This window comes from Halopelagius inordinatus (assembly GCF_900113245.1).
Classification (GTDB): Archaea; Halobacteriota; Halobacteria; order Halobacteriales; family Haloferacaceae; genus Halopelagius; species Halopelagius inordinatus.
Genome location: NZ_FOOQ01000002.1, coordinates 353,731 through 374,576, shown reverse-complemented (window position 1 = coordinate 374,576; position 20,846 = coordinate 353,731). Strand labels below are relative to the sequence as shown.

The following is a 20,846-nucleotide window of genomic DNA, read 5'->3' as shown; positions in this document are numbered from 1 at the left end:
TCCTACAGTGGAACTGCCGTTCGGGTCCCGCTTTCGTTCTTTGGGACCGTTACCTCATTTACCGGGTCGCGAGACGGATCAGCAGTCCTCCGTCGCGAGATCCACGGTGTAGTCCGGGCTCGGGACGTCGGGCGCTTCGGCGGGTAGCGGGCCGAACCCGTCCGGTTGCTCGCGGTTCTCAGTTGCTTGTTCGTACGCGTACGCGGCCTCTATGAGGGTCGGTTCGTCGAACTCGAAGCCGAGCAGTTCCAAGCCGACCGGAAGCGTCTTGTCTTCGGTGTACCCCGCCGGCACCACGATGGCGGGAAGTCTCGAATACGCGCTCAGCGAACAGTTCGAGCCGGGTTGTTCCGCTCCGATCTCCGCCGGCGGATGCGAGAGCGTCGGGTACGCCAAGACGTCGACGTCCTCCTCCAACATCAGCCCCTCGACCGCGTCTCGAAGGGCGAACTTTCCGGCCACGGCGGCCTTGAACTCGTCGGTCTCTCGGACGTTCGGGTCCTCCTCTTTCTCGGACTCGCGAAGACTCTCGGCTTTGTCGCAGGAGTACTTGTCCGACTCGACTATCTCTTCGAGCGTGTCGTACTCGTTGTCGACGTCTTCGAGGTAGGCGTTGAGATCCTGTTTGAACGGATCGGGCGAGTCGGCCTCTTCGAGGAGTTCGTCGAGGTTCGGAACGGTGTCTAACTCGACGATCTCCGCTCCCTCGGAGCTCATATCGTGGAGCGCGGTCTCGATGACGGCGGTCACCTGCACCGCCTCCGCTTTGGCTTCCGCTACGGTCAGGTCGTACTCGTCTTCTTCGTCTCCTTCGTCTCCTTCGAGAATCTCCTCTTCGGGCCCGAAGAAATCGCGGAGAACGCCGACTCGTACCCCGTCGGGTCCGTCCTCGTCGAGGTACTCGGTGTAGCTGTCTTCGGGCGTCTGGTCGTCTTCGGCCGGGATTTCGTCCGCTCCGCGGGCCGTGATCGGGTCGTTCGGATCGTACCCAGCCATCACGTCCAACGCGAGCGCCGCATCGTGAACCGTCCGGCACATCGGACCACCCGTGTCTCGCTCTAAGTTCAACGGGACGATACCATCGCGGCTCAGTAGCCCGAGCGTCGGTCGGATGCCGACCAGGCTTCCGAACGCCGACGGGTTGCGAATCGATCCGCAGGTGTCCGAGCCGGTACCGATCACCCCGAGACTCGCCGCGATCGAGGCTCCGGTCCCGGCGCTGGAACCGCTCGGATTGCGACCGAGCGCGTAGGCGTTGCGCGTCTGGCCCCCGTACGAGCTACTGCCCTCTATCCCGCGGGCGAACTCGTCGAGGTTGGCTTTGGCGACGACGACGCCGCCCGCTTCACGGAGCTGTTGGACGAGGAACCCGTCGTCCGGCGGCTGAGACTCCTTCATCGAGAGCGAGCCGTTGGTCGTCGGCATGTCACCGGTATCGTAGTTGTCCTTCAGGACGACCGGGACGCCGTGTAGCGGACCGACGGCCCCCGAATCCTCGTATTTCGCATCGAGCTCTTCGGCGCGTTCGACCGCGTCGGGATTCACGGTGATAATCGCGTCGAGCGCCTCGTCGTAGACCTCGATCCGCTCTAGGTACTGCTCGACGATCGATTCGGCCGTCGCCTCCCCGCTCTCGATCGCGTCGAGGACGTCCGAAGCGGTCGCCTCGACCGCGGTGAATCCGCCGTCGGACCCGGAGGTTCCGGAATCGCCCGCGCTGGCGGTCGCCGTCCCCGCTCCAATCAGCCCCGCGGCACCGATTCCTTTCAACAGAGACCGGCGGTCGATCGGAAGAGACCCCGACTGTGAACTCCTCTCGCTCGTTCTACATCTATCTGACATTTGAGACTAAATAGATGCCAAATCGTGCATATATCTTGTTCTAAGTGGATGGTAAATTGATTGAACAATTTTTCGGCCCTATTATACTTATTCGTAATATTACTGGTCCCGGTGATAGGACCGGATAGATAGACGCCCGCACGCGACTAATCTAATGTTTAGAATGGCACCCCGCTGTTACGAGGCGTTTTCCCGCCTCGTGCTGCCTCGCACACTCGGAAGTGGCCCGAGAGCTTCTCAACTCAGCGGATCGGGGCGATAAGAGGAGCTCACCCCATCATTACTTTTCACTGTCAATTTGGGCAGAGATACACAAAACATTTAATGTACCGTCGCCGCTGTTCGGCTACCCCTACCCAAAGGTGACATCACCGAGTACCGTCGTCCAAGTCCGAACGTCGGGCGTTCAGACCCTAGGGCGACCGAAAGATGCTGTTGCCGACTTGCGACCTACCCAACATGACAAGCAAACAAAAGCAGATCCGCGCAGTCGCCCTCGCGGCGCTGATGGTCCTGTCCGTCTTTGCAGGCACCGTCGCGTTCACGGGAGCGTCCGCAGCTGCACCCGACGGAACCGCCCCCAACTACGCGGGCGGTGCGGTTCACTACGAAGATAGTAATGGTGACACCGTCATCGAAGTACCGTTCGACGAACAGATCAACTCCTCCAGCCTGACGCAGGCGAACTTCACCATCCTCGACGATGGTGACAACGTCACGGCTGACGTCTGGAATGGTATTTCCCAAGATGATGACGGCCGCGTCGTCATCGAGACTTCGTCCGCGATCAAGTCCGAGGACATCGAAATCGATCTCTCCGGCAACATTCAGGACGCCGAAAACGGTGCCACGCTCGCGAACGCGGGCGACAAGAGCGTCGTCTTCGCGTCCGTCACGCTCGGCCAGGGCGACACGAAGAACGCCTACAAGGGCTCGTACGTCGCCGTCGAGGCTAACAACCTCAGCGAATCGATAGACGTCGAAGCCACCGACGACGACGCGACGTACTCCTTCAGTGGTTCCACCGGCACCAACAGTACGGTGTTCGTGTTCAACACGGAGAACCGCGACCTCGGAGACTACGAGTTCGTCTTCGACAACAACCAGAGCCAGAACGCGACGCTCACCGTTCGCGACCTGGGTCTGAACGTCGAACTCGACGACCAGAACATCACGACCGACGACGCCCTCGAGGGCACGGCGTCCGCCAACGCGGGCAACCGTGATCTCTCGATCCAGCTCCTCGACAGCGACGAAGACGAGTTCGTCAACATCTCCAACCCCAGCCTCGACGGCCAGGGTGAGTACGACTTCACGTTCGACAGCTCGGAGTTCTCCTCCGACGACACCGGCGAGTACACGGTCAAGGTGACCGACCTCGACTCCGGTGTGAGCGTCGAATCGTCGACGGTCAACGTCGACGACGCTCAGGACGGGGATGCGAACTTCGGAAGCTCCGTCATCACCGAAGCGCGCGGTGACGTCGTCGAGATTCCGGTCACCGTCTCGAACAGCGACTACGCGACGGTCAACATCGGCAGCGAGGACGTCGGCTTCCTCGCTAACGTGACCGTCGAAGACGAGAACGACGACGGCGAAGTCGTCATTCTCTTCAACACGTGGGAAGCGATCAACGTCGCCGGCGGAACGTCCGCTACGGCCGACGTCTTCGATGTCGACGACAGCGACGACTCGATCGTCAAGTCCGACATCGACGCGAACAACCAGGTCTCGACGCTCCTCGACGCGGGCGACTACGACCTGGAAGTCCGCGCCACGCAGAACGCCGACGACGACTCCCAGAACGTCGCGACGCTCGTCCTCGAAGAGCGCAACACGGAGTCGGTCCAGATGTGGACCGCGTCCGACGACACCGACCTCAGCGACCTCGACGAAGTGAACGAGGCGCTCGAGAGCGGTAACCTCACGCAGGACAGCGACATCGCGCACGGTGACTACGTCATCACGCAGGTCACCGCCTCGGGTCTCGGCGGTATCTACGAGTCCCGCGAACAGTTCTTCGGTAACGAAGAGTTCAACCTCACGTTCAACCAGACCACCGCACCGGCGAACCGCGAAGCGTACTCGCTCAACGTGAGCGACAACGCGGCAGTTGTCGGCGACTCTGAGAACGACACGTACTTCATCGTGTTCGACTCCGACGACAGCGACCTCGCCGCACTCCGCGGTGGCAACTCGGTCGACTTCGGTGCTGACGACGGCATCACGGCCAACTTCACCGTCGAAGAGGCGGACGGCAACCTCTCTGACAGCGAAGAGAGCACGACGACCGACTTCGACCTCATCGAGGGCGAACACAGCCTCGACGACCCGTACAACGTCTCGAACGCTGCGGGTCAGATCGTCGAAGGTGACTCCAACGTCGCTCCGGGTACGGAACTGCAGATCCGCGTCCGCAGCGCCGACGGCACCAGCCCGAGCTTCCTGAAGACGTCGACCGTCTACGTCACCGAGAACAACACGTTCTCCGCTGAGTTCGACTTCAGCGAGCAGAACCCCGGTGACGAGTACAACATCCGCGTCACGGGCAGCAGTGCAGCACCCCGTGAGGAAGTCGACGGCACCGTCGCCGAAGGCTCCAGCACGACCGAAACCGTGACCGACGACGGCACGGCGACGGTCACCGACGAGCCCGTCACGACGGACGCGCCGGACACGACCGAGGCTCCGGAAACGACCGAAGCCCCGGCCACCGAAGAGCCCGCGACCGAAGAGCCGACTGAGACGAGCACGCCCGGATTCGGCGTGGTCGTCGCTCTGACGGCACTTCTCGCCGCGGCGCTCCTCGCTGTCCGCCGCGACTAACTACCCGAGATTTCGGAGGGTCTCCCTCCGCTCGGCCTTTCGGTTCCCCTATTTCCGTACTCGATCACGCAGCCGTGTTTCGATCGTACCACACGACGGTTACCAGACGCCCATGACAGAATCGTACGAACTGCTGAAGCGAGGCCCCGAAACCGGGATTCACAAGGCGGACCTTTCGCTCGAAGAGCGACGAGATATTCGGCGTATCACGGTGACCGGTTCGGGGAATACGACGCGCTCGAACTCGGGGGGACGGTTCGTCTCCGTCTCGTATCTGGCGGGCGACGAGAGGGCGGCCGCGACGCTCTTCGTAGAGAAGAACCGAACACTGCTCGAGCAGATCGATTTCTCGAAGACGAACAGCGTTCGACAGAGCGTACCGCGAGCGATATACGATTGGATTCTCCACGCGTTCGGCCGCCGGAGGATCGAACCTGGCGTCTACACCGTCCGAGAAGACCGCCCGCAGGAGAACGTCTGCTGGATACTAGCCAAAGGGAAGTACGAGAACGCCCCGAGCAGACGCTACTCCGTCGGCGGGTCGGGAAGCTCGAAACTGACGGGCATCTCACCGGAACAGCTCTACGAGAGTCTGCCTGCGATGTGCACGTTGGCGGACTTACCCGAGGAGGCGGCGGGGGACGTCAAGTGGATATTCGCGTACTTCGACGAATCACCCGGTTTCGCGTGCGGAGTGACGCCGACGAATCGTTCTATCGCTCTCAGGAAAGAGAGCGACATCGCCTATCGTGGTGGTGCCCGCTCCTCGGGCCAAAACGACGTCGGAAGCCCCTGAGGGTCGGACGCCCCCGATGCAGGTGCGTGAGTTCTCGAATCCCGTTTAGGGACGTCCGATGACGTCGGCGAGATGATCCGTGTCTCGTTCGCACCAGAGACGGGTCGATGTTCCGGTGTATATCCGAGGACGTGCCGTTGGAAGGGCTGTACGCGCTGGAAAGCACCGTCTTCGGTCACCTAGGGAGCATCAGTGGCTTCAGATACTTCGTATGGGTCAGAGGAAACGCGTAGCCCCACTATTCCTCACGGAATCCTCGCCCGAGGTGGATGTCGGCCACACTCTCCTCAGAGCACACTCTCTCTTTGAGTGCCTCTCGGGTGGACGACGCGGGATACCGGCTGCGTCGTCAGCACCACCTCTGTGACCCGCTTCACTGAGGTACCGACACCGGCCGTCTCCGAGGGCGGGCCGACGGACAGCGTCGTTCCCTCGTTCGGAGAGTCAACTTTCGACGACGTGAGTTCCGAGTCGCGCGTCGTCTCTCTCCGCTGTACCTCCGTCGAGTGTCTACAACGCGTTCGCTGCGACGCAGGCGGGTCCCTCCGGTGACGCGGGTGAGTCGCCGATTCGGCGTTCGGTGTGAGAGTGTCCGTCCTCCACTCAGAGAGAACCGCCGTCACTACCGGGTCGAGTGCCGAAAGAAAGAAATTCGAAGGGCCGGAGCGAACTCCGGTGGTTAGCTGTCGTTAGTCGCGGCGGACTGCGAGGAGTGCCGCAGCGAGGAGTGCGACGAGTGCGACGACCACGCCGAAGCCGGGCGTACCGGTGCCCGTTTCTTCGCCGGTGCCGTCAGTTCCAGCCTCGGCCGTCGTGGTTTCGCCACCCTCGGTGGTTGCGGCCGTCGTGGTTTCGCCACCCTCGGTGGTGGTCTCGGTCACCGTGGTCTCGGTCTCCGTACCAGCGGTGCCGGTTTCGGTCTGGTTCTCGCCGCCTTCGACGACGCTACCGTCGGCTTCCAGAGAGTCGGCCTCGGACGGGCCACCGGAGACGGTGACCGTGAAGCTGTCGTTGACGTTCTGCTCGCTGAAGTCGAACTGCGCGTCGTACGTTCTGTTCTCGGTGACGTAGACGGTCGACGTCTTCAGGAAGCTCGGACTCGTGCCATCGTCACTGCGGACACGAATCTGGAGTTCCGTACCGGGCGCGACGGTAGTCGTGCCCTCTATCGTCTGGTTCTCTGCGGCCGCCACCTCGACGGGTTCGTCCATGTCGTGTTCAGCCGTGCTGAACTCGTAGTCAGACTCGACCGTCTGGTCTTCGTCTGCGAGGTTACCGTCGTCCTCGAGGACCGTGAAGTTGCCCGTGAGGGCTTCCTCGTCGTCGAGACGGTTAGTGACGATGTCTTCACCATCGTCGAACTCGCCGTTCTCGTTGTCGTCCACGTACGCTTGGACGTCGCTCGGTTCGTAGACGACGAAGTACGTGTCGTTCTCCGCGTCTGCGATGACGTCCGTGTTACTGTCGTTCAGTCGGAGCGCGAACGGATCGCGGTTCGTGCCTGCTTCGGTCTGTTCGACCGTGTAGTTGATGTTGTCAGCAGCGAAGAGCTGGCTGGCAACCTCGTCGTTGTCCTGCGCTTCGAGGGGGCCTGCGAGACCGGATGCGTTCACCTGCTGAACGACGCGGTCACCGAAGGCGATGTCCTGAGTTACCGTCAGGTTCCCGTTCTGAGCCGCCTCGTAGACTTCTTCTTTGTCGCCGAGGTCGGCACCCTGCGAGGCAGTCCACGTGTTGAGGCTGCGCGTCTCGCGCTCTTCGAGGACGAGCGTCGCGACGTTCTGGGAGTCGTCGTCGGCGTTGGTGCCGGAGCGGACTTCCAGGTCGTAGTCGCCCGCGTCGAGGAGCGAGTTGACGCCGATCTCGATGTTGGAGCTTTCGAGCTCGTCGTCGTCGCTCTCGACGGAGAAGGCGTCGCCGTCAGCGCCGTCCTGCGCTTCCCACGTGTTGAACTGGAGCGTGACGACACCGTCGTCGTCGTCGTCTTGGACGGTCGCGTCGGCGAGGAAGCCGACGTCGTCGCTACCGATGGTCACCGTCGCGGTGTCGGTGTTCTCCATCGTGATGTTCATCTCGACAACGTCACCGCGCGCTTCGGTGACGATGCTGCTCTCGAAGTTAGCCGTGCCTTCACCGGCTTCCGCGACGTTGATCGTCGAGGAGGTGTCGGTGACGCCGGAGTTGTTGTCGCGCGCTTCGATCGTGTATTCGCCCGTGTCGACGTCGAGCTCTTCGAGGTCGAACTCGAAGTCGTACTCACCCTGGCCGTCCAGGGTGGCACCGATCGTCTCGACGTCGTCATCGTCGTCGTCGACGAGAGTCAGTTCGATGGGTCGGTTACCAGCGTTGGCGGTAACCTCACCCTCGATGGAGTCCTCGTCGGTGACGTTGAGGTCGTCGATGGTCATGTTGAAGCCGAGGTCACGGACGTCGATTGCCGCGTTCGGGCTCGCCTGACCGATCGAGAAGTTGTACTGGTCGATCTCTCGGTTCGTCGTGTTGAACACGAAGACTTGGCTGTTCGTGCCAGTGGAACCGGAGAAGGCGTAGTTCGAGTCGTCGCCTTCGACTTCGACGTCCGTGTCGAGACCGGAACCGAGCACTGCGACGTTCTCACCTTGGTAGGTGTTGACCGGGTTACTCATACCGGTGTCGCTGTCGATCGAGACAGTCGCGACGGTGACACTGACGTTGTTGTCGTCGTCGAGACTGTTGCTTCGGACGCTGTTATCGTCGGTATCGGTAACCGAATCGGGAACGTTGAGCGTGACGTCGCCCGTGTTCAGGTCGCTCCCGGTGTCGATGATGACGCGGCCGTCACTCGGCTGCGAGAACGCTCCCGCGCCGAGATCCACAGCCTCGTCGTCGACGTACAGCGACATGTCGTCGACGTTCTGCATCTCTTCGTTAAATGCAACTTCCACGACGGTGCTCTGGACGCCGCTGTCAGCGTTGGTGTCGTAGTGAGTTGCCGACACGAGGCTCGGTGCGCCAGTTGCGCTGGCGTCCGCGTTGGTGATACTGACGGGCTGCGACGCGGATGCCGTTGCGTCACCAGTACCACTGTCGTCCTCGATGTCGAACGTGACTGTGGCGTCGGTGTTCGTGTTAACCGACGGCGTGTCAACGTCGAAGGTACCGTTCAGGTAGATTGTCTCAGCACCGGTGACGGGCATCTCGGAGCCCGTGGGAGAGACGGTGACGTTCAGCGCGTCGTTGTCTCCGTCGTCGTTCGTGTCCACGAGCGTCGTGGAGTTAGTGATGGCACCGCCAGAGGAGTTCTCGACGCGGAGGTTCTCTCCGCTGAGCGAGAGGCCCTCGAGGTCAGGAATCGAGACGGTGATGTTGTCGTCGGTACTGGCGTTATTATAGTCGGAGAACGATACGTTCACGTTATGCGTGTTAGTGGTATCTTCGTCGAGCTCCGTAGGGGAGAACGTATCGACGGAAGCACCACTAACAGCCGCTGCGGATCCCGAGAGCGCGACGGTGCCCGCAAAGACGGAGAGCACCATCAGCGCCGCGAGGAATATCGCGCGGAACTGCTTTTTCTTGCTTGTCATAGTTAGGGGGTTTTTCTCTGTCGGCAACACCTGCTTTCGTCCAGCCTGGATTCCCACACGGCGCCCGACTTATCGGACTCGGAGGGAGTTACTCGCGGATGTCACCATGGGCAGGGGTACAACAGAACTGCACTCGTCTGCGCGATAAATACTTTGTGTACTAACATAATCCCGATGATTCAAATGTCCTGAATAAGAACCGTGATAAACGTGTTGTCTTTGCTAATTTGACATTAGAGAACGACGGGTCTGGCCCGTGTAGACGCCATCTCCGATAAACCGTCCGCAAGAACGGCTGGTGAGGCGAACGGTCCGAAGCGCCGTCACGAAACGTTCGACGGTGGTTTCGCGCCCTCGGTAAACGCGAAGTCGAAGCTCCATCACTATCTTCTTACCGCACGCGCGGCATCGAGTGCAGAGACGGAGCACCCTCCACACCGGCGGTGTTGCACGACTGCGCGCGCGTCGAAGTACGTCCGACGAATCGGTTCGTGCGTGGTGTCTGTTATCGCACAGAACGGCTGTTTTACCGTCGAGTGCGGATACGCGTCGGCGTACCCCTCTTAAACGGTACTTAAACGTGGTATTAATAGCAAACCAACTATATCACGGTTTGGTTAATTTCTCCTTTAACTTTATATCGGAGTAGTGTGAGAGACCGATTGGACACGCCACGACAGGGGGTGGGACGGGAGTCGAAGTCGACTCTCGGGGGAAGGCACGAACCGTCCGCTGTCGCCTTGGGGTGTCGCTCGACAACCCAATCATGAAGCTCAAACAGCTATTCACGGACGATTCGGCCGTTAGCCCTGTCATCGGGGTCATCCTGATGGTGGCTATCACGGTCATACTGGCAGCCGTTATCGGCACATTCGTACTGAACCTCGGTGGAAACCTCTCGGATACGAGCCCGCAGGCGAGTTTCGGGTTCGAATTTGACTCGACGAATGGCACGACGATCACCCACGAAACGGGCGACTCGATTCCTGGGGACCAGTTGAATACTACGGGTGTCACCTGGGATGGAAGTGGTGGAAACTGGACTGGAACTGTTAGTGCAGGAACCTCGATTACCAAATATAAGGACGTAGACAACTGGGACGGTGAGACAATCCGTGTCGTCTGGTCGTCAGAAACCGGAGAGTCGTCTGCAACGCTCAGTAAAACGACTGCACCTAACAATTAAGCGATGAAACTCAAACAGCTAATTACCGACGACAATGCCGTTTCGCCGGTTATCGGTGTCATCCTCATGGTGGCCATCACGGTCATCCTCGCGGCGGTCATCGGTACGTTCGTCCTCAACCTCGGCGGGAACCTCTCGCAGACGAGTCCGCAGGCTTCCTTCGGATTCGACTTCGAAAACGGGGACACCAACGACAACGTCACCATCACCCACGAAACTGGTGATTCGATTGCTGCAGATCGCTTGAACCTGACGTCAAGCGCTGAAGTAGACATTGCGACCGATAAATCAGATCTTGGGAATGGTTCTGACAAGGCGACGTCTCGATCGTTTGTCGACTCTGACGCATACGGTGCTGACGACACCGTTAGTGCAGGTAGTACGCTGTACGCTGGTAACGCTGGAGACCTCGACGGCGAGGACTTCCGCGTCGTTTGGACTTCCGAGAACGAGGAAACCTCCGCGACGCTGTCCGAGTGGACGGCACCGGACAACTGAACGCGAACCAATCTTTTCTTCGACCGCAAAACCACGTAGCGACTGCTCTCGACCCAAATATAACCGAAAACCGACCGTCCGGAAAGACGAGGTGCGCCGAACTCAGACGGGGCGGCCGTCCCCGGAGGTTCCGAGGATGTACGTCCCGATGGTCAAGAGTGCCGTGGCCAAAACGAGGCCGTACGTCGCGAGTTCCGACGTGCCGGAGAGAACACCGGGGAGGTACGCGAGCGTTCCGACGACCATCAGGACGGCCCCGACGATGCTCTTCTTGCTGCTGAACAGTCCCATACCTGTCACCTGAGACGCGTCGAATATGGGTGTTGCGCTTTAGCGCGCCCTCAGTTCTCGGGCGACCACGTTCTCTCGCCCGCCGGTATCGCGATTTCCAGCCAGTTCTCCTCGGGCGGGAGCGGACAGGCGAACGTCTCGCTGTAGACGCAAAACGGGTTGTAGGCGACGTTGAAGTCCACCGTGACGTCGTCGCCGTCGTCGAGTTCGCCCTCGGGGTGCAGTTCGATGTACCGCCCGTTCTCGTAGGTCTGTTGTCCGGTCGTCTTGTCGCGGAACGGAACGAAAAGCGCCTCTTCGTCGCCGGTCTCCTGTCGGTAGCCGTGGAGTTCCAGGCTCTCCCCGCGGAGGGAGAACTCGAAGGTGACGACGCGGAGATACCGAACCTCGTTTCCGGCCGTCGTCTCCATCGGCATCGGTTCCGGTTCTTCGTGGACGCGCGCCGTCGCGGAGACGCGGTACGCCGGGTCCGGTTCGAAGTAGTCCAGGCCGTCGAACTCGTCGCGGAGTTCCGGCGGGATGGGCGACTGCGGGTGGGACCCGAAGAACTCGTCTTTCTCCGCGCGCTTCTCGCGGAGCGTCTCGGCGTAGTTCTCGGGGGCGTCCGTCGCGGTGGCGTCTGCGTCCTCGCTCATGGACGTCGATACGGCGCGGGGACTGGTACACCTGACGGTTCCACCGAACGCTCAGACGCCGCGCTTTGCGGCGGTGAGTCGGTCGAACTGGTCCGCGGTGAGCGAGATATCCGCCGCGGCGAGGTTTTCGTCCAACTGCTCGACCGTGCGCGCGCCGACGATGGGCGCGGTCACCTGTCCGTGGTGCATCAACCACGCGAGACTCACCTGTCCCGGCGTCGCCCCCACCTCTTCTGCGACCGCTTCGACGGCGTCTAAGGCGTCGAAGTTCTCCTCGGTGAGGTAGGAATCGACGAACTGCTGGTCCGTGGCCGCGCGCGAGTCGGCGGGTGGGTCCTCGCCGCGGGTGTACTTCCCCGTGAGAAAGCCGCCCGCGAGGGGGGACCACGGGACGACGCCGATGTCGTAGTCGGCGCACATCTCGAGGTAGTTCCCCTCTATCTCTCGGTTGACGACGTTGTACCGCGGTTGCGACAGCGAGAACGGTTCGTACCCGCGTCTGTCCGCGAGTTCGTTCGCCTTCACTACCTTCCAGGCGTTCGGCTCGAAGGTGGACGCGCCGAGGTAGTTCACCTTCCCGTCGCGGACGAACCCATCGAGGGTGCGCATGAACTCCTCTACGGGCGTGTCATCGTCCCACCGGTGGGTGTACAGCACGTCGACGTAGTCGGTTCCGAGGCGTTCGAGGATGCGGTCTATCTGGTGACGGAGGTGCTTTCGGTTCAGACCGCTTCCGTTCGGGTCCTCGCGGGTCGGCCAGTAAATCTTCGACGCGACGACGAACTCCTCTCTGTCTCTGTCGGCCAACCACTCGCCGATGTACGTCTCGCTTCGACCCTCGCCGTACATGTCGGCGGTGTCGATGAAGGTGCCGCCGGCGTCGGCGTAGGCGTCGAGCAGTTCGTGGGCGCGTTCGCGGCCGACTTCGATCGTTCCCTCGTCGTCCGCGCGGCCGAACCGCCACGTTCCGAAGGCGAGTTCGGACACTGTCGTTCCGGTTCGCCCGAGAGAAACCGTATCGAGGGGCATGGTCCGAAAAAGAGCGTCCGCGGCTAAAGCGCCGCGATTCTCAGCGGCCGTGGCCGTGGCCGACGACGAGGGCCGCGAGATTCAACCCGAGCAACGTCACGAAGACGGTCACCTGTTCGCCTTGTAACCCGCGCACGAGAAGCGGGAGGTAGAGAAACGGGAGCGTCACCGCGAGCCAGAACGCGAAGAACTGAATCGGCGCACCGAGCAGTTCGAGTCCGGTCTGGAGAGTAGACGGGGTCGTTTCGACGATTCTCTCGATGAGGCCGACGCTTTCGTCGCGAGCGGGGGCCGAAGAGTTCGACATACGTTGGGACACACCTGTTCGATCACAAGAGAGTCAGGAACATATAGCCGCCCGAGAGTTAGCACTCGTTTACAATCGTTCCACAGTGAAAGTATTGAAACTGTTAATTTTCCAAACGAGCGGAGAAGAGCCGAGACGTTTCATGGGTCCCTCAGGGACAGTATTCACGATTAATAGTCTTTACATCTAAACTGTATTTATTTCATTCATATTGGTAAACGAACCATACTATCTGCGAATCGAACTTGTTACTGCCCCTCACGGATGGGGATCGAACTCGGAGACGGAGAGCCGACTCCGACCGCATCCCGAACGGGGTTGCGGCGTCTACCGCGGATTTTTGGTCCCCCGGAGATAGTGGTCGAACATCCATGTCCGAGGCAGACGCCCTGACAGACCGCCGGGTCGACAGCAATCTCTTCATCACCGTTTCGGGGCCGCCGGGATGCGGTGCGACGACGCTGTGTGAAGGCCTCGCGACGGCTCTCGACTGCGGACTGGTCTCCGGCGGCGACATCTTCCGGACGCTGGCCGAAGAGCGGGATATGAGCCTCTCGCAACTCATCGCGAAGGCCGACGAGTCCGACGAGATAGACCGAGCGCTCGATAGACGCCTCCGGACGATAGCCGAAAAGTGGGGCGCGGCGAACAAGGCGTTCATCCTCGAATCCCGCCTCGCCGGATGGCTGGCGGGCAACCGCGCGGACCTGCGAATCTGGCTCGACGCGCCCGACGAAGTCCGCGTGGACCGAACGGTCGATAGAGAGGAGATGGAAGCCGAGATGCGCGTGCGAGAGGTGAGCGAGGCCGGACGGTACGAGTCGTACTACGGCATCGACGTCACAGACCAGTCGTTCTACGACATCTGTCTCAACACCGCTCGGTGGAGTCCGGAGGCGCTTCTCGACGTCGCCCTCACGGCGATAGCGGAGTACGACCCCGAGGCCGACGAGGGCGCGTACCGCACCGAAGACGTCGACCTGTAGTTTTTTGCTCGCCGCCGTCTCCGCGAGGACATGGCCGACCTCAACCCGGTTGCAAAGCGCATCCACAACGTCTCGCCGAAGCCCGTCCGATTGACGCTCGCGGACGGAACCTCCGCGATATACCGCATGCACAGCACGCAGTTCTTCCAACGGGAGTTCCAAGCCGAGGGCGAACGGACGGACGACGGGGCCGACTACCGCCTCGTCACGAGCGAAGACAACGAGTCCGTCCTCCTCGGCCGCAAGGGCGCAGAAGACAGCGAGTGGTCGATGGTCGGCGAGGTGGCGGAGGCGACGCGCGCCGACACCGACGAGACGGACGTCGCCGGCGACTGACCGCCGCGAGACTACTCTCGCGTTCGGGAGTTCGACCCGTCGAGGCGGCGTCGCAGGCGCGGCAGTTCCGCGCGGATGGCGTCTCGCTTCAGGAGAGCGAACCCCGAGAAGATGACGAGAAAGCCGACCAGCGTGTGGACCGTGGGTAGTTCGCCGAGGAACGCCCACCCCGCGAGCGCCGCGAACACGGGCGCGACGTAGGAGACGAGGTTGATTTCGATGGGACCGAGGCGGTCCAACAGGTCGAAATAGACGAGAAATCCGAGCGCGCTGGCCACGATGGAGAGATATCCCAGCGCCGCGACGGCTTCGAGCGACCAAATCACGTCACCCATCGACTCGCCGAGACCGACGCTGACGACGTGCATGAGGAGCGCGCCGCCTATCATCGACCACGCCTCCATCGTCTCGATGGGCATCTCGGAGTCGATGCGGCGCGTCAGCACCGACCCGAGCGCGAAACAGGCCGCCGCGGCGAAGATGAGGAACTTCGCGACTGCGCCGCCCGCGAGGAGGTTGTTCGGGTCGGGATTCGACAGGACGACGACGCCGACGAGTCCGAACACCATCCCCGCGACGCCGAGGGGCGTCAGGCGTTCGTCCGGGAGGAACGCCCGCGCGAACCCGGTCGTGAGAAGGGGACTCAGACTGACGATGACGGCGGCGGCGGCGCTCGTGACCGCGGGGTCTAACTCCCCGATGAAGAGAAGCGCGTGGTAGCCCGCGATGAGGAGCGTCGAACCCACGACGACGACTGTCCACTCGTTTCGCCCGCGAGGGAGCGGATGGTCCGTGGCGTAGGCGGCGTACCCGAGCATCAGGACGCCCGCGATGTCGTAGCGAATCGCCGCGAACAGGACCGGCGGGATGTACTCGAGTCCGGCTTTGATGGCCATGAACGCCGCGCCCCACGCCGCGGCCAAGAGGAAGAACAGGACGGCGTTTCTGTACCGTGTCACACCGGCTCTGCGTCGCGTCGGAGCCTGAAAGTTTCGCTTCGAATCACGCGCCCGCACCCGCGCCCTCGTCCGCCTCTCGTCCGTCGTCGGTCGCTCGCCGTTCGTCGCGGAGCGTTCTCAACACGTCCTGCCGCGCGACGATGCCGACGAGTCGCCCCGCCTCGTCCACCACCGGCAGTCGATTGATGTCGCGCGTCTCGCCCGTGAGAAGTTCGAGCATCTCGTCGATGTCGGTGTCGGGCGAGACGGTGACCACCTCCTCGGTCATCACTTCGCGTATCGGCTTGTCGACGTTGCGCAGGAGGTCGATTCCGAGGTCCAAGTCGTCCCACGAGACGTCGACGGCGTAGGTGAGCGTCTCCATGAACGGCGGGAAGCCGATGGGAATCCAGAGCGTCCGGTCTCTCGTCTGGAACAGACCCACCAGGTCGTGTTGGGTGACGATGCCGACGACGCGGTTCTCGTCGTCGACGACGGGGAAGCCGTTGAAGTTCGCTCGCGCGAGGCGACCCAGAACCTCGCTCACGTCGTCGTCCGGCGAGACGGTCTTTACGTCGGGTGTCATGACATCACGTGCCACCGCGTGCATACGTACTCTATCGAGCGTTCCCGAGGTATGTGTTCCGCTAGGGGGCGGTTTCGGGTTACGCTTAAGTCGCCTGACCGGTTACGGTGGTGCATGGCCGTTCACGGCCGGTCAACACTTCGCGACCTGTTCGACGACTCGCCGACGCCGCACATCGCGCACCCGCCGCGCACACACCATCGCCACTTCTACGTCGCCACCGACGGGTCCTATCGCCCGGACGGCGGCGGACTCGGCGCGGTCATAGAGGCGCGTGACGGAACGCGGGTGGCGCGCATCGCGGTTCCGGACGCCGCGCCCGACAACAACGTCGCAGAGTACCGAGCGCTCCATCTCGGACTCGACGTGCTCGCGGCGAGAACGCCGCCGCAGACCCGAGTCGGCGTCCTCGTGGACCACGACGACCTCGCGGCCAACGTCAACACCGAAGTGCTCGCCGCCGCCGGTCCCGACTGGCAGGCGGGTCGTTCGCAGTCGATTCCGCGGGGAAGCGACAACCACTGGCGGGGAATCCGGGCCCGCATCGCCGGGTTCGGCGAACTCCGCGCCGCCCGCATCGACGGCCGCGATAACCCCGCTCACCCCCTCGCCAACGCGCCCGGGGAGTACGCCCACGTCAACTACAGAACGGACCGGTGCGTCCTCCCCGAACCGCTCTCCGGAGAGACCGCCGACGCCGACGACCCCCAGTACCCCCCGCCGTCGCGGTTCGAGAGTCACGCCAGCGACTGAGCCGAAAGAGAAGATTGACAACGGACCTTTGCTACTCGCCTCTCGTGTCGTCTGAAGCCACTCGTGCGTCCTCGGGCCCCGCCCCGTGGCGCACGACGCTCGGTGCCGTCGTCCGCGCGAACGGGCAGAGACTGGTCGCCGTCTTCTCGCTGACGACTATCGCCGTCACCGCCGCGTTCGTCACGACCGGATTCGACCTCCAGACGCTTCTCCCGGCGTCGTTCGGACCGGTCGCCGTCTCACCGCTTACGGAACAGGTCGAGTACAACCGCCTCGCCGTCGAAATCGGACTTCTCGCGGGCGTCGTCGCGGCGGTACTCTTCGTCGTGCCCCATCTCCGCCGGAACGACGGCGTGCGGTTCCGCCGCGCGCGGAGGCCCTTCGCAGTCGCCGCCGTCGGGTTTCTCTTCGGTGTCGCAGTCGGCCGAACGCTCGTCCTTCCGGCGACGTTCGAGATGTTCGCAGACCACGTCCTCGACGTCGACGCCGCCGTCGGCCCGTACTGGGTGACGGAACTGGGGCTTTTCTTCCCCGTCGCACTCGGCGTCGCAGTCGCGTTCCCCGCCCTCGCCGTCGGCGCGGTTCGGGCGGGACTGCTCCCGCGTCTCACCACCGCCCGCCACCGCACGTCCGCGGCGATTCCGCTCGTCGTCTTCTCTGCGACGCACGCCCCGCCGACGCCCACCGCGTTCGCACTCTACGCCGCGCCCCTCCTCGCCGGACTCGGCGTCGGCGTCGCGTGGTTGGAGTTTGTCGACTCGGAGACGGTCGGTCGCTACGGCGACGAGTAGACCCCGCGCGAACGGAGATGGGGTAGCCGTCGTCGAGTCGGAATCGGACGCCGTCTCTCGCCCGATTCGGAGATGTGTTCTGCGCGTCGTCTCTTATCACACACGTGGGAGTTATCTCACCGCGTGAGGCGGCCGGGCGAGCCACTCCCCCGAAACATCTATTCTCGGAGTTATTGCCAGATGAAATGAAATCCGTTTATCATGTATCGCACGCGATAGTATCACCGCAGACAACGGAGGGACGACGATGACACAGAAACCCAATTCGACCGACCGACCGACGTCGCGGCGCAGTGTGCTACGAACGAGTGCGGCCGCCGGAGGCCTCCTCCTCTGGGGGACGGCGGCGACGGGGACCGCCGCCGCGCGAGGACAAAACAAGCGAACGGTACTGAAACCCGACTACTCGGGGAATCTGAGCGGTGCCGCGGGGACCCGCGAGGAGGCGAACACGCTCTCGGGGTCGTGGCAGGTGCCCTCGGACACGACGGGCGACGGCGACAGCGACAAGTTCCAACTGTACCTCTCGCCCGACGACCTGTTCGTGAACGCCGGAGACGTCACGGTCGACGACCTGACTCACGTCTCGTACCACACGAAAAAGGACGCCGAGACCAGCGGAACGGTCCCCTACAACGTGTATCTGCAGATGTACACCGAACCCGACGGCGCGGACGACCAAGCGTCGTGGTACGGCTACCGACTCACCGCCGAACCGTACTTCTCGCAGAACCTCGACGCGCCGGGCGGCGAGTGGATACGGTGGTCGACCGAGAGCGGCGACAACCGACTCACCTTCTTCGACGACTCGAAGGTCGGCTTCGGGTTCTACGGCGGACAACCGACCCTCGAGGAACTGCAGGCGGGGCCGATCGACTGGAGTAGTCGAAAATCCGGCGCTCCGTCCACGGACGTCGATTACGGGCAGGAGGTCATCAAGTACGTCACCCTCCAGACGGGAAGCGGCTATCCGGCCTCGTTCGACGCGTTCGTCGACACCGTCGAAATCGGCATCTCGAACGGTGCGGGCAAAGGGAAGGGGAACGAAACGGGTCAGACCGCGCGAATCGACCTCGAACCGTAGTTCGGCCGCCGTACTCGGATGCGCCCGGCCGCCCACGGCGCGACGCGCACCGCGAGAATCCGGGCCGAAAAGCTCGGAGCGACTCCTCTCTACTCGTTCTGTGCGTCCACCACGGCCACCGCGCCGAGGTTGACGATGTCCTTTACCTCGTCGCCCCGTTGGAGGACGTGGACCGGTTTGTCCATGCCGACGAGCATCGGGCCGATGGCCTCCGCGCCGCCGAGGCGTTGGAGGAGTTTGTAGCCGATGTTACCCGCTTCGAGGTTCGGGAACACGAGCACGTTCGCCGGGTCTTCGAGGTCCGAGAACTCGTAGGTGCCTTCGAGGATGTCCTCGACGACGGCGGTGTCGGCCTGCATCTCGCCGTCCACCTGGAAGTCCACCTCGGGGTCGTCGTGCATCAGTTCCACCGCGTCGCGCGGTTTCTTCGTCCCCTCGTTGGTGACGCTGCCGAAGTTCGAGTACGACAGCATCGCCGCGCGCGGTTCGACGTTGAATCGGCGCGCCAACTCGGCGGTGTGTTTCGTCACCTCGGCCAACGTCTCGGCGTCGGGGTCCAGATTCACCGTCGTGTCGGCGCAGAAGATGACGCGGTTCTTGAACGTCAGCATGTACACCCCGGCGGCGTAGTTCGCCTCGGGGGCGGTGCCGATGACCTGCAACGGCGGGCGAAGCGCCGAGGGGTAGTGGTGGGTGAGGCCGGTCAGCATCGCGTCGGCGTCGCCCTCCTCTACCATCACGCTCGCGAAGTAGTTCGTGTCGCCGCGAATCCACTCGTGTGCCTCGTTTTTCGTGAGGCCCTTCCGCTGTCGGAGTTCGTACAGGCGGTCGGCGTAGTGGTCCCAGTCGCCGTTCTTCGGGTCGACGACTTCGGGTTCGAAGTCCAACCCGAGGTCCGCGGCGATGGCGGTGATGCTGTCTCTGTCGCCGACGAGGACGGGTTCCGCGATACCTTGGTCCTGCATCTGGTACGCGGCCCGGACCATCTTCTCGTCTGTCCCCTCCGCGAGGGCGACGCGTTTGGGGTCCGATTTCGCCTTGTTGAGGATGACGCGCATCATCTCGCGGGACTTTCCGAGGCGGGCTTCGAGGCGTTCCTCGTACGCCTGCATGTCGAGGTCGGTCCGCGCGGACCCACTCGTCATCGCGGCCTGTGCGACGGCGGGAGCGACCTTGAACAGGACCCGGGGGTCGAGCGGTTTCGGGATGACGTAGTCGGGGCCGAACTGAAGCGGTTGGTCGCCGTAGGCCTTGACGACGGCGTCGGGGACGTCCTGCTTTGCCAAGTCCGCGAGTGCGTGCGCCGCGGCGCGTTTCATCTCCTCGTTTATCTCAGTCGCGCGCGCGTCGAGTGCGCCGCGGAAGATAAAGGGGAATCCGAGCACGTTGTTCACCTGATTCGGGTAGTCCGAGCGCCCGGTAGCCATGATGACCGTGTCGTCGCGGGCCTCTTTGGCCTCCTCGTAGCCGATTTCGGGGTCCGGGTTCGCCATCGCGAAGATGACGGGGTCGTCGGCCATCGACCGCACCATCTCCTGAGAGACGATGCCGCCGACCGAGAGGCCGACGAACACGTCCGCGCCCTCCATCGCCTCCGCGAGGGTGTCCGCTTCCACGTCGTTCGCGAACTCGCGCTTGTACTCGTTCACGTCGTCGCGGTCCGTCGTGATGACGCCGTCGGAGTCGCACATCACGATGTTCTCCTTTTTCGCGCCGAGAGAGACGTAGAACCGCGCGCTGGCGATTGCGGACGCCCCGGCCCCCGAGAAGACGATATCGAGGTCTTCGAGGTCCTTGTCGACGATGTCGGCGGCGTTGATGAGGGCCGCCCCCGAGATGATGGCCGTTCCGTGTTGGTCGTCGTGGAAGACGGGAATCGACACCCGTTCGCGGAGTTGTTCCTCTATCTCGAAGCACTCGGGGGCCTTGATGTCCTCTAAGTTGATGCCGCCGAACGTCGGTTCCATCGCGGCGGTGGCGGCGACGATGGACTCCGTGTCTTCGAGGTCCAGTTCGATGTCGAACACGTCGATGTCGGCGAACCGCTTGAACAGGACGCCTTTCCCCTCCATGACGGGCTTCGACGCTTGTGCGCCGATGTCACCGAGGCCGAGAACCGCAGACCCGTTCGAGACGACGCCGACGAGATTCCCCTTCGCGGTGTACTCGTAGGCTTTCTCCGGGTCCTCGTCGATGTCGAGACACGGCGCGGCGACGCCCGGCGAGTACGCCAGACTCAGATCGCGTTGGGTGTTCGTCGGTTTGGTCGTCGAAATCTCTATCTTACCCGGCGGGTCCTCGCGGTGGTACTCCCGCGCGTCGTCGTCTAGTCCCATGTTTCATGCCCACCGCGGGAGGCGTCAAAAATGTACCGTACCGTCGAAATCGAGTTCGACAGA

18 protein-coding genes are annotated in these 20,846 nt (G+C 62.7%); 9 read left to right on the top strand and 9 right to left on the bottom strand.

All coding sequences use genetic code 11. The annotated features are described in order from the left end of the window. Window positions 1-78: 78 nt before the first annotated feature. Entirely contained in the window at window positions 79-1,842 is a 1,764-nt protein-coding gene (locus BM167_RS09625) for an amidase (protein ID WP_092891899.1), read from the bottom strand. Window positions 1,843-2,301: 459 nt separating this feature from the next. Here BM167_RS09625 and BM167_RS09620 point away from each other — a divergent pair, with 459 nt between their 5' ends. Beyond that, on the top strand, window positions 2,302-4,668 hold the full coding sequence (locus BM167_RS09620) for a DUF7827 domain-containing protein (protein WP_092891897.1): 2,367 nt from the start codon (window positions 2,302-2,304) through the stop codon (window positions 4,666-4,668). 112 nt (window positions 4,669-4,780) lie between these two features. Further along, complete coding sequence (locus BM167_RS09615; RefSeq protein WP_092891895.1) at window positions 4,781-5,464, top strand: hypothetical protein; 684 nt, start codon at window positions 4,781-4,783, stop codon at window positions 5,462-5,464. Between the two features lie 689 nt (window positions 5,465-6,153). Here the strand turns inward: BM167_RS09615 and BM167_RS09605 are convergent. Further along, window positions 6,154-9,027 carry a DUF7827 domain-containing protein gene (locus BM167_RS09605; RefSeq protein ID WP_092891891.1) on the bottom strand — a complete coding sequence of 958 codons (2,874 nt, stop codon included), beginning with the start codon at window positions 9,025-9,027 and terminating at the stop codon, window positions 6,154-6,156. Window positions 9,028-9,793: 766 nt separating this feature from the next. Here BM167_RS09605 and BM167_RS09600 point away from each other — a divergent pair. Both BM167_RS09600 and BM167_RS09595 read left to right on the top strand, forming a co-directional pair. Further along, window positions 9,794-10,213, top strand: a complete 420-nt coding sequence (locus BM167_RS09600; RefSeq protein ID WP_092891889.1) for a type IV pilin domain-containing protein — start codon at window positions 9,794-9,796, stop codon at window positions 10,211-10,213. A 3-nt stretch (window positions 10,214-10,216) separates the two neighbouring features. Further along, window positions 10,217-10,711, top strand: a complete 495-nt coding sequence (locus BM167_RS09595) for a type IV pilin domain-containing protein (RefSeq protein WP_092891887.1) — start codon at window positions 10,217-10,219, stop codon at window positions 10,709-10,711. 102 nt (window positions 10,712-10,813) lie between these two features. Here BM167_RS09595 and BM167_RS09590 read toward each other — a convergent pair whose 3' ends face one another. The 4 genes from BM167_RS09590 to BM167_RS09575 are packed head-to-tail and all read right to left on the bottom strand — an operon-like array spanning window position 10,814 to window position 12,973. Beyond that, a complete protein-coding gene (locus tag BM167_RS09590; RefSeq protein WP_092891885.1) occupies window positions 10,814-11,002 on the bottom strand; it encodes a DUF8178 family membrane protein in 189 nt (62 codons plus the stop codon). 50 nt (window positions 11,003-11,052) lie between these two features. Beyond that, window positions 11,053-11,637, bottom strand: a complete 585-nt coding sequence (locus BM167_RS09585; RefSeq protein ID WP_092891883.1) for a DUF1684 domain-containing protein — start codon at window positions 11,635-11,637, stop codon at window positions 11,053-11,055. Window positions 11,638-11,688: 51 nt separating this feature from the next. After that, window positions 11,689-12,666 carry an aldo/keto reductase gene (locus BM167_RS09580; RefSeq protein ID WP_092891881.1) on the bottom strand — a complete coding sequence of 326 codons (978 nt, stop codon included), beginning with the start codon at window positions 12,664-12,666 and terminating at the stop codon, window positions 11,689-11,691. 40 nt (window positions 12,667-12,706) lie between these two features. Then, entirely contained in the window at window positions 12,707-12,973 is a 267-nt protein-coding gene (locus tag BM167_RS09575) for a DUF8028 family protein (RefSeq protein WP_092891879.1), read from the bottom strand. A gap of 371 nt (window positions 12,974-13,344) precedes the next feature. On the opposite strand from BM167_RS09575, the gene cmk reads away from it, so the two are divergent. After that, a complete protein-coding gene (cmk, locus tag BM167_RS09570; RefSeq protein ID WP_092891877.1) occupies window positions 13,345-13,959 on the top strand; it encodes a (d)CMP kinase in 615 nt (204 codons plus the stop codon). Between the two features lie 30 nt (window positions 13,960-13,989). Next, a complete protein-coding gene (locus BM167_RS09565; RefSeq protein WP_092891875.1) occupies window positions 13,990-14,295 on the top strand; it encodes a DUF8072 family protein in 306 nt (101 codons plus the stop codon). An 11-nt stretch (window positions 14,296-14,306) separates the two neighbouring features. On the opposite strand, the gene BM167_RS09560 is transcribed toward BM167_RS09565, so the two are convergent. Both BM167_RS09560 and BM167_RS09555 read right to left on the bottom strand, forming a co-directional pair. Then, a complete protein-coding gene (locus BM167_RS09560) occupies window positions 14,307-15,254 on the bottom strand; it encodes a DMT family transporter (RefSeq protein WP_092891873.1) in 948 nt (315 codons plus the stop codon). Between the two features lie 43 nt (window positions 15,255-15,297). Further along, on the bottom strand, window positions 15,298-15,843 hold the full coding sequence (locus BM167_RS09555; RefSeq protein ID WP_092891871.1) for a CBS domain-containing protein: 546 nt from the start codon (window positions 15,841-15,843) through the stop codon (window positions 15,298-15,300). A gap of 90 nt (window positions 15,844-15,933) precedes the next feature. Here BM167_RS09555 and BM167_RS09550 point away from each other — a divergent pair, with 90 nt between their 5' ends. From BM167_RS09550 to BM167_RS09540, 3 genes are all read left to right on the top strand, one after another. Beyond that, window positions 15,934-16,572, top strand: a complete 639-nt coding sequence (locus tag BM167_RS09550; protein WP_092891869.1) for a ribonuclease H family protein — start codon at window positions 15,934-15,936, stop codon at window positions 16,570-16,572. Window positions 16,573-16,616: 44 nt separating this feature from the next. Continuing rightward, complete coding sequence (locus BM167_RS09545) at window positions 16,617-17,363, top strand: twin-arginine translocase subunit TatC (protein ID WP_177213328.1); 747 nt, start codon at window positions 16,617-16,619, stop codon at window positions 17,361-17,363. 247 nt (window positions 17,364-17,610) lie between these two features. Then, window positions 17,611-18,447: a hypothetical protein gene (locus tag BM167_RS09540; RefSeq protein WP_092891865.1), complete on the top strand. Its 837-nt coding sequence runs from the start codon at window positions 17,611-17,613 to the stop codon at window positions 18,445-18,447. An 89-nt stretch (window positions 18,448-18,536) separates the two neighbouring features. Here BM167_RS09540 and BM167_RS09535 read toward each other — a convergent pair whose 3' ends face one another. Next, entirely contained in the window at window positions 18,537-20,783 is a 2,247-nt protein-coding gene (locus BM167_RS09535) for an NADP-dependent malic enzyme (RefSeq protein WP_092891863.1), read from the bottom strand. Between the last annotated feature and the right edge of the window lie 63 nt (window positions 20,784-20,846).

Coding starts and splice junctions, on each gene's coding strand:
- BM167_RS09625 (WP_092891899.1), bottom strand. CDS start 1,842: ATGTCAGATAGATGTAGAACGAGCGAGAGGAGTTCACAGTCGGGGTCT.
- BM167_RS09620 (WP_092891897.1), top strand. CDS start 2,302: ATGACAAGCAAACAAAAGCAGATCCGCGCAGTCGCCCTCGCGGCGCTG.
- BM167_RS09615 (WP_092891895.1), top strand. CDS start 4,781: ATGACAGAATCGTACGAACTGCTGAAGCGAGGCCCCGAAACCGGGATT.
- BM167_RS09605 (WP_092891891.1), bottom strand. CDS start 9,027: ATGACAAGCAAGAAAAAGCAGTTCCGCGCGATATTCCTCGCGGCGCTG.
- BM167_RS09600 (WP_092891889.1), top strand. CDS start 9,794: ATGAAGCTCAAACAGCTATTCACGGACGATTCGGCCGTTAGCCCTGTC.
- BM167_RS09595 (WP_092891887.1), top strand. CDS start 10,217: ATGAAACTCAAACAGCTAATTACCGACGACAATGCCGTTTCGCCGGTT.
- BM167_RS09590 (WP_092891885.1), bottom strand. CDS start 11,002: ATGGGACTGTTCAGCAGCAAGAAGAGCATCGTCGGGGCCGTCCTGATG.
- BM167_RS09585 (WP_092891883.1), bottom strand. CDS start 11,637: ATGAGCGAGGACGCAGACGCCACCGCGACGGACGCCCCCGAGAACTAC.
- BM167_RS09580 (WP_092891881.1), bottom strand. CDS start 12,666: ATGCCCCTCGATACGGTTTCTCTCGGGCGAACCGGAACGACAGTGTCC.
- BM167_RS09575 (WP_092891879.1), bottom strand. CDS start 12,973: ATGTCGAACTCTTCGGCCCCCGCTCGCGACGAAAGCGTCGGCCTCATC.
- cmk (WP_092891877.1), top strand. CDS start 13,345: ATGTCCGAGGCAGACGCCCTGACAGACCGCCGGGTCGACAGCAATCTC.
- BM167_RS09565 (WP_092891875.1), top strand. CDS start 13,990: ATGGCCGACCTCAACCCGGTTGCAAAGCGCATCCACAACGTCTCGCCG.
- BM167_RS09555 (WP_092891871.1), bottom strand. CDS start 15,843: ATGCACGCGGTGGCACGTGATGTCATGACACCCGACGTAAAGACCGTC.
- BM167_RS09550 (WP_092891869.1), top strand. CDS start 15,934: ATGGCCGTTCACGGCCGGTCAACACTTCGCGACCTGTTCGACGACTCG.
- BM167_RS09540 (WP_092891865.1), top strand. CDS start 17,611: ATGACACAGAAACCCAATTCGACCGACCGACCGACGTCGCGGCGCAGT.
- BM167_RS09535 (WP_092891863.1), bottom strand. CDS start 20,783: ATGGGACTAGACGACGACGCGCGGGAGTACCACCGCGAGGACCCGCCG.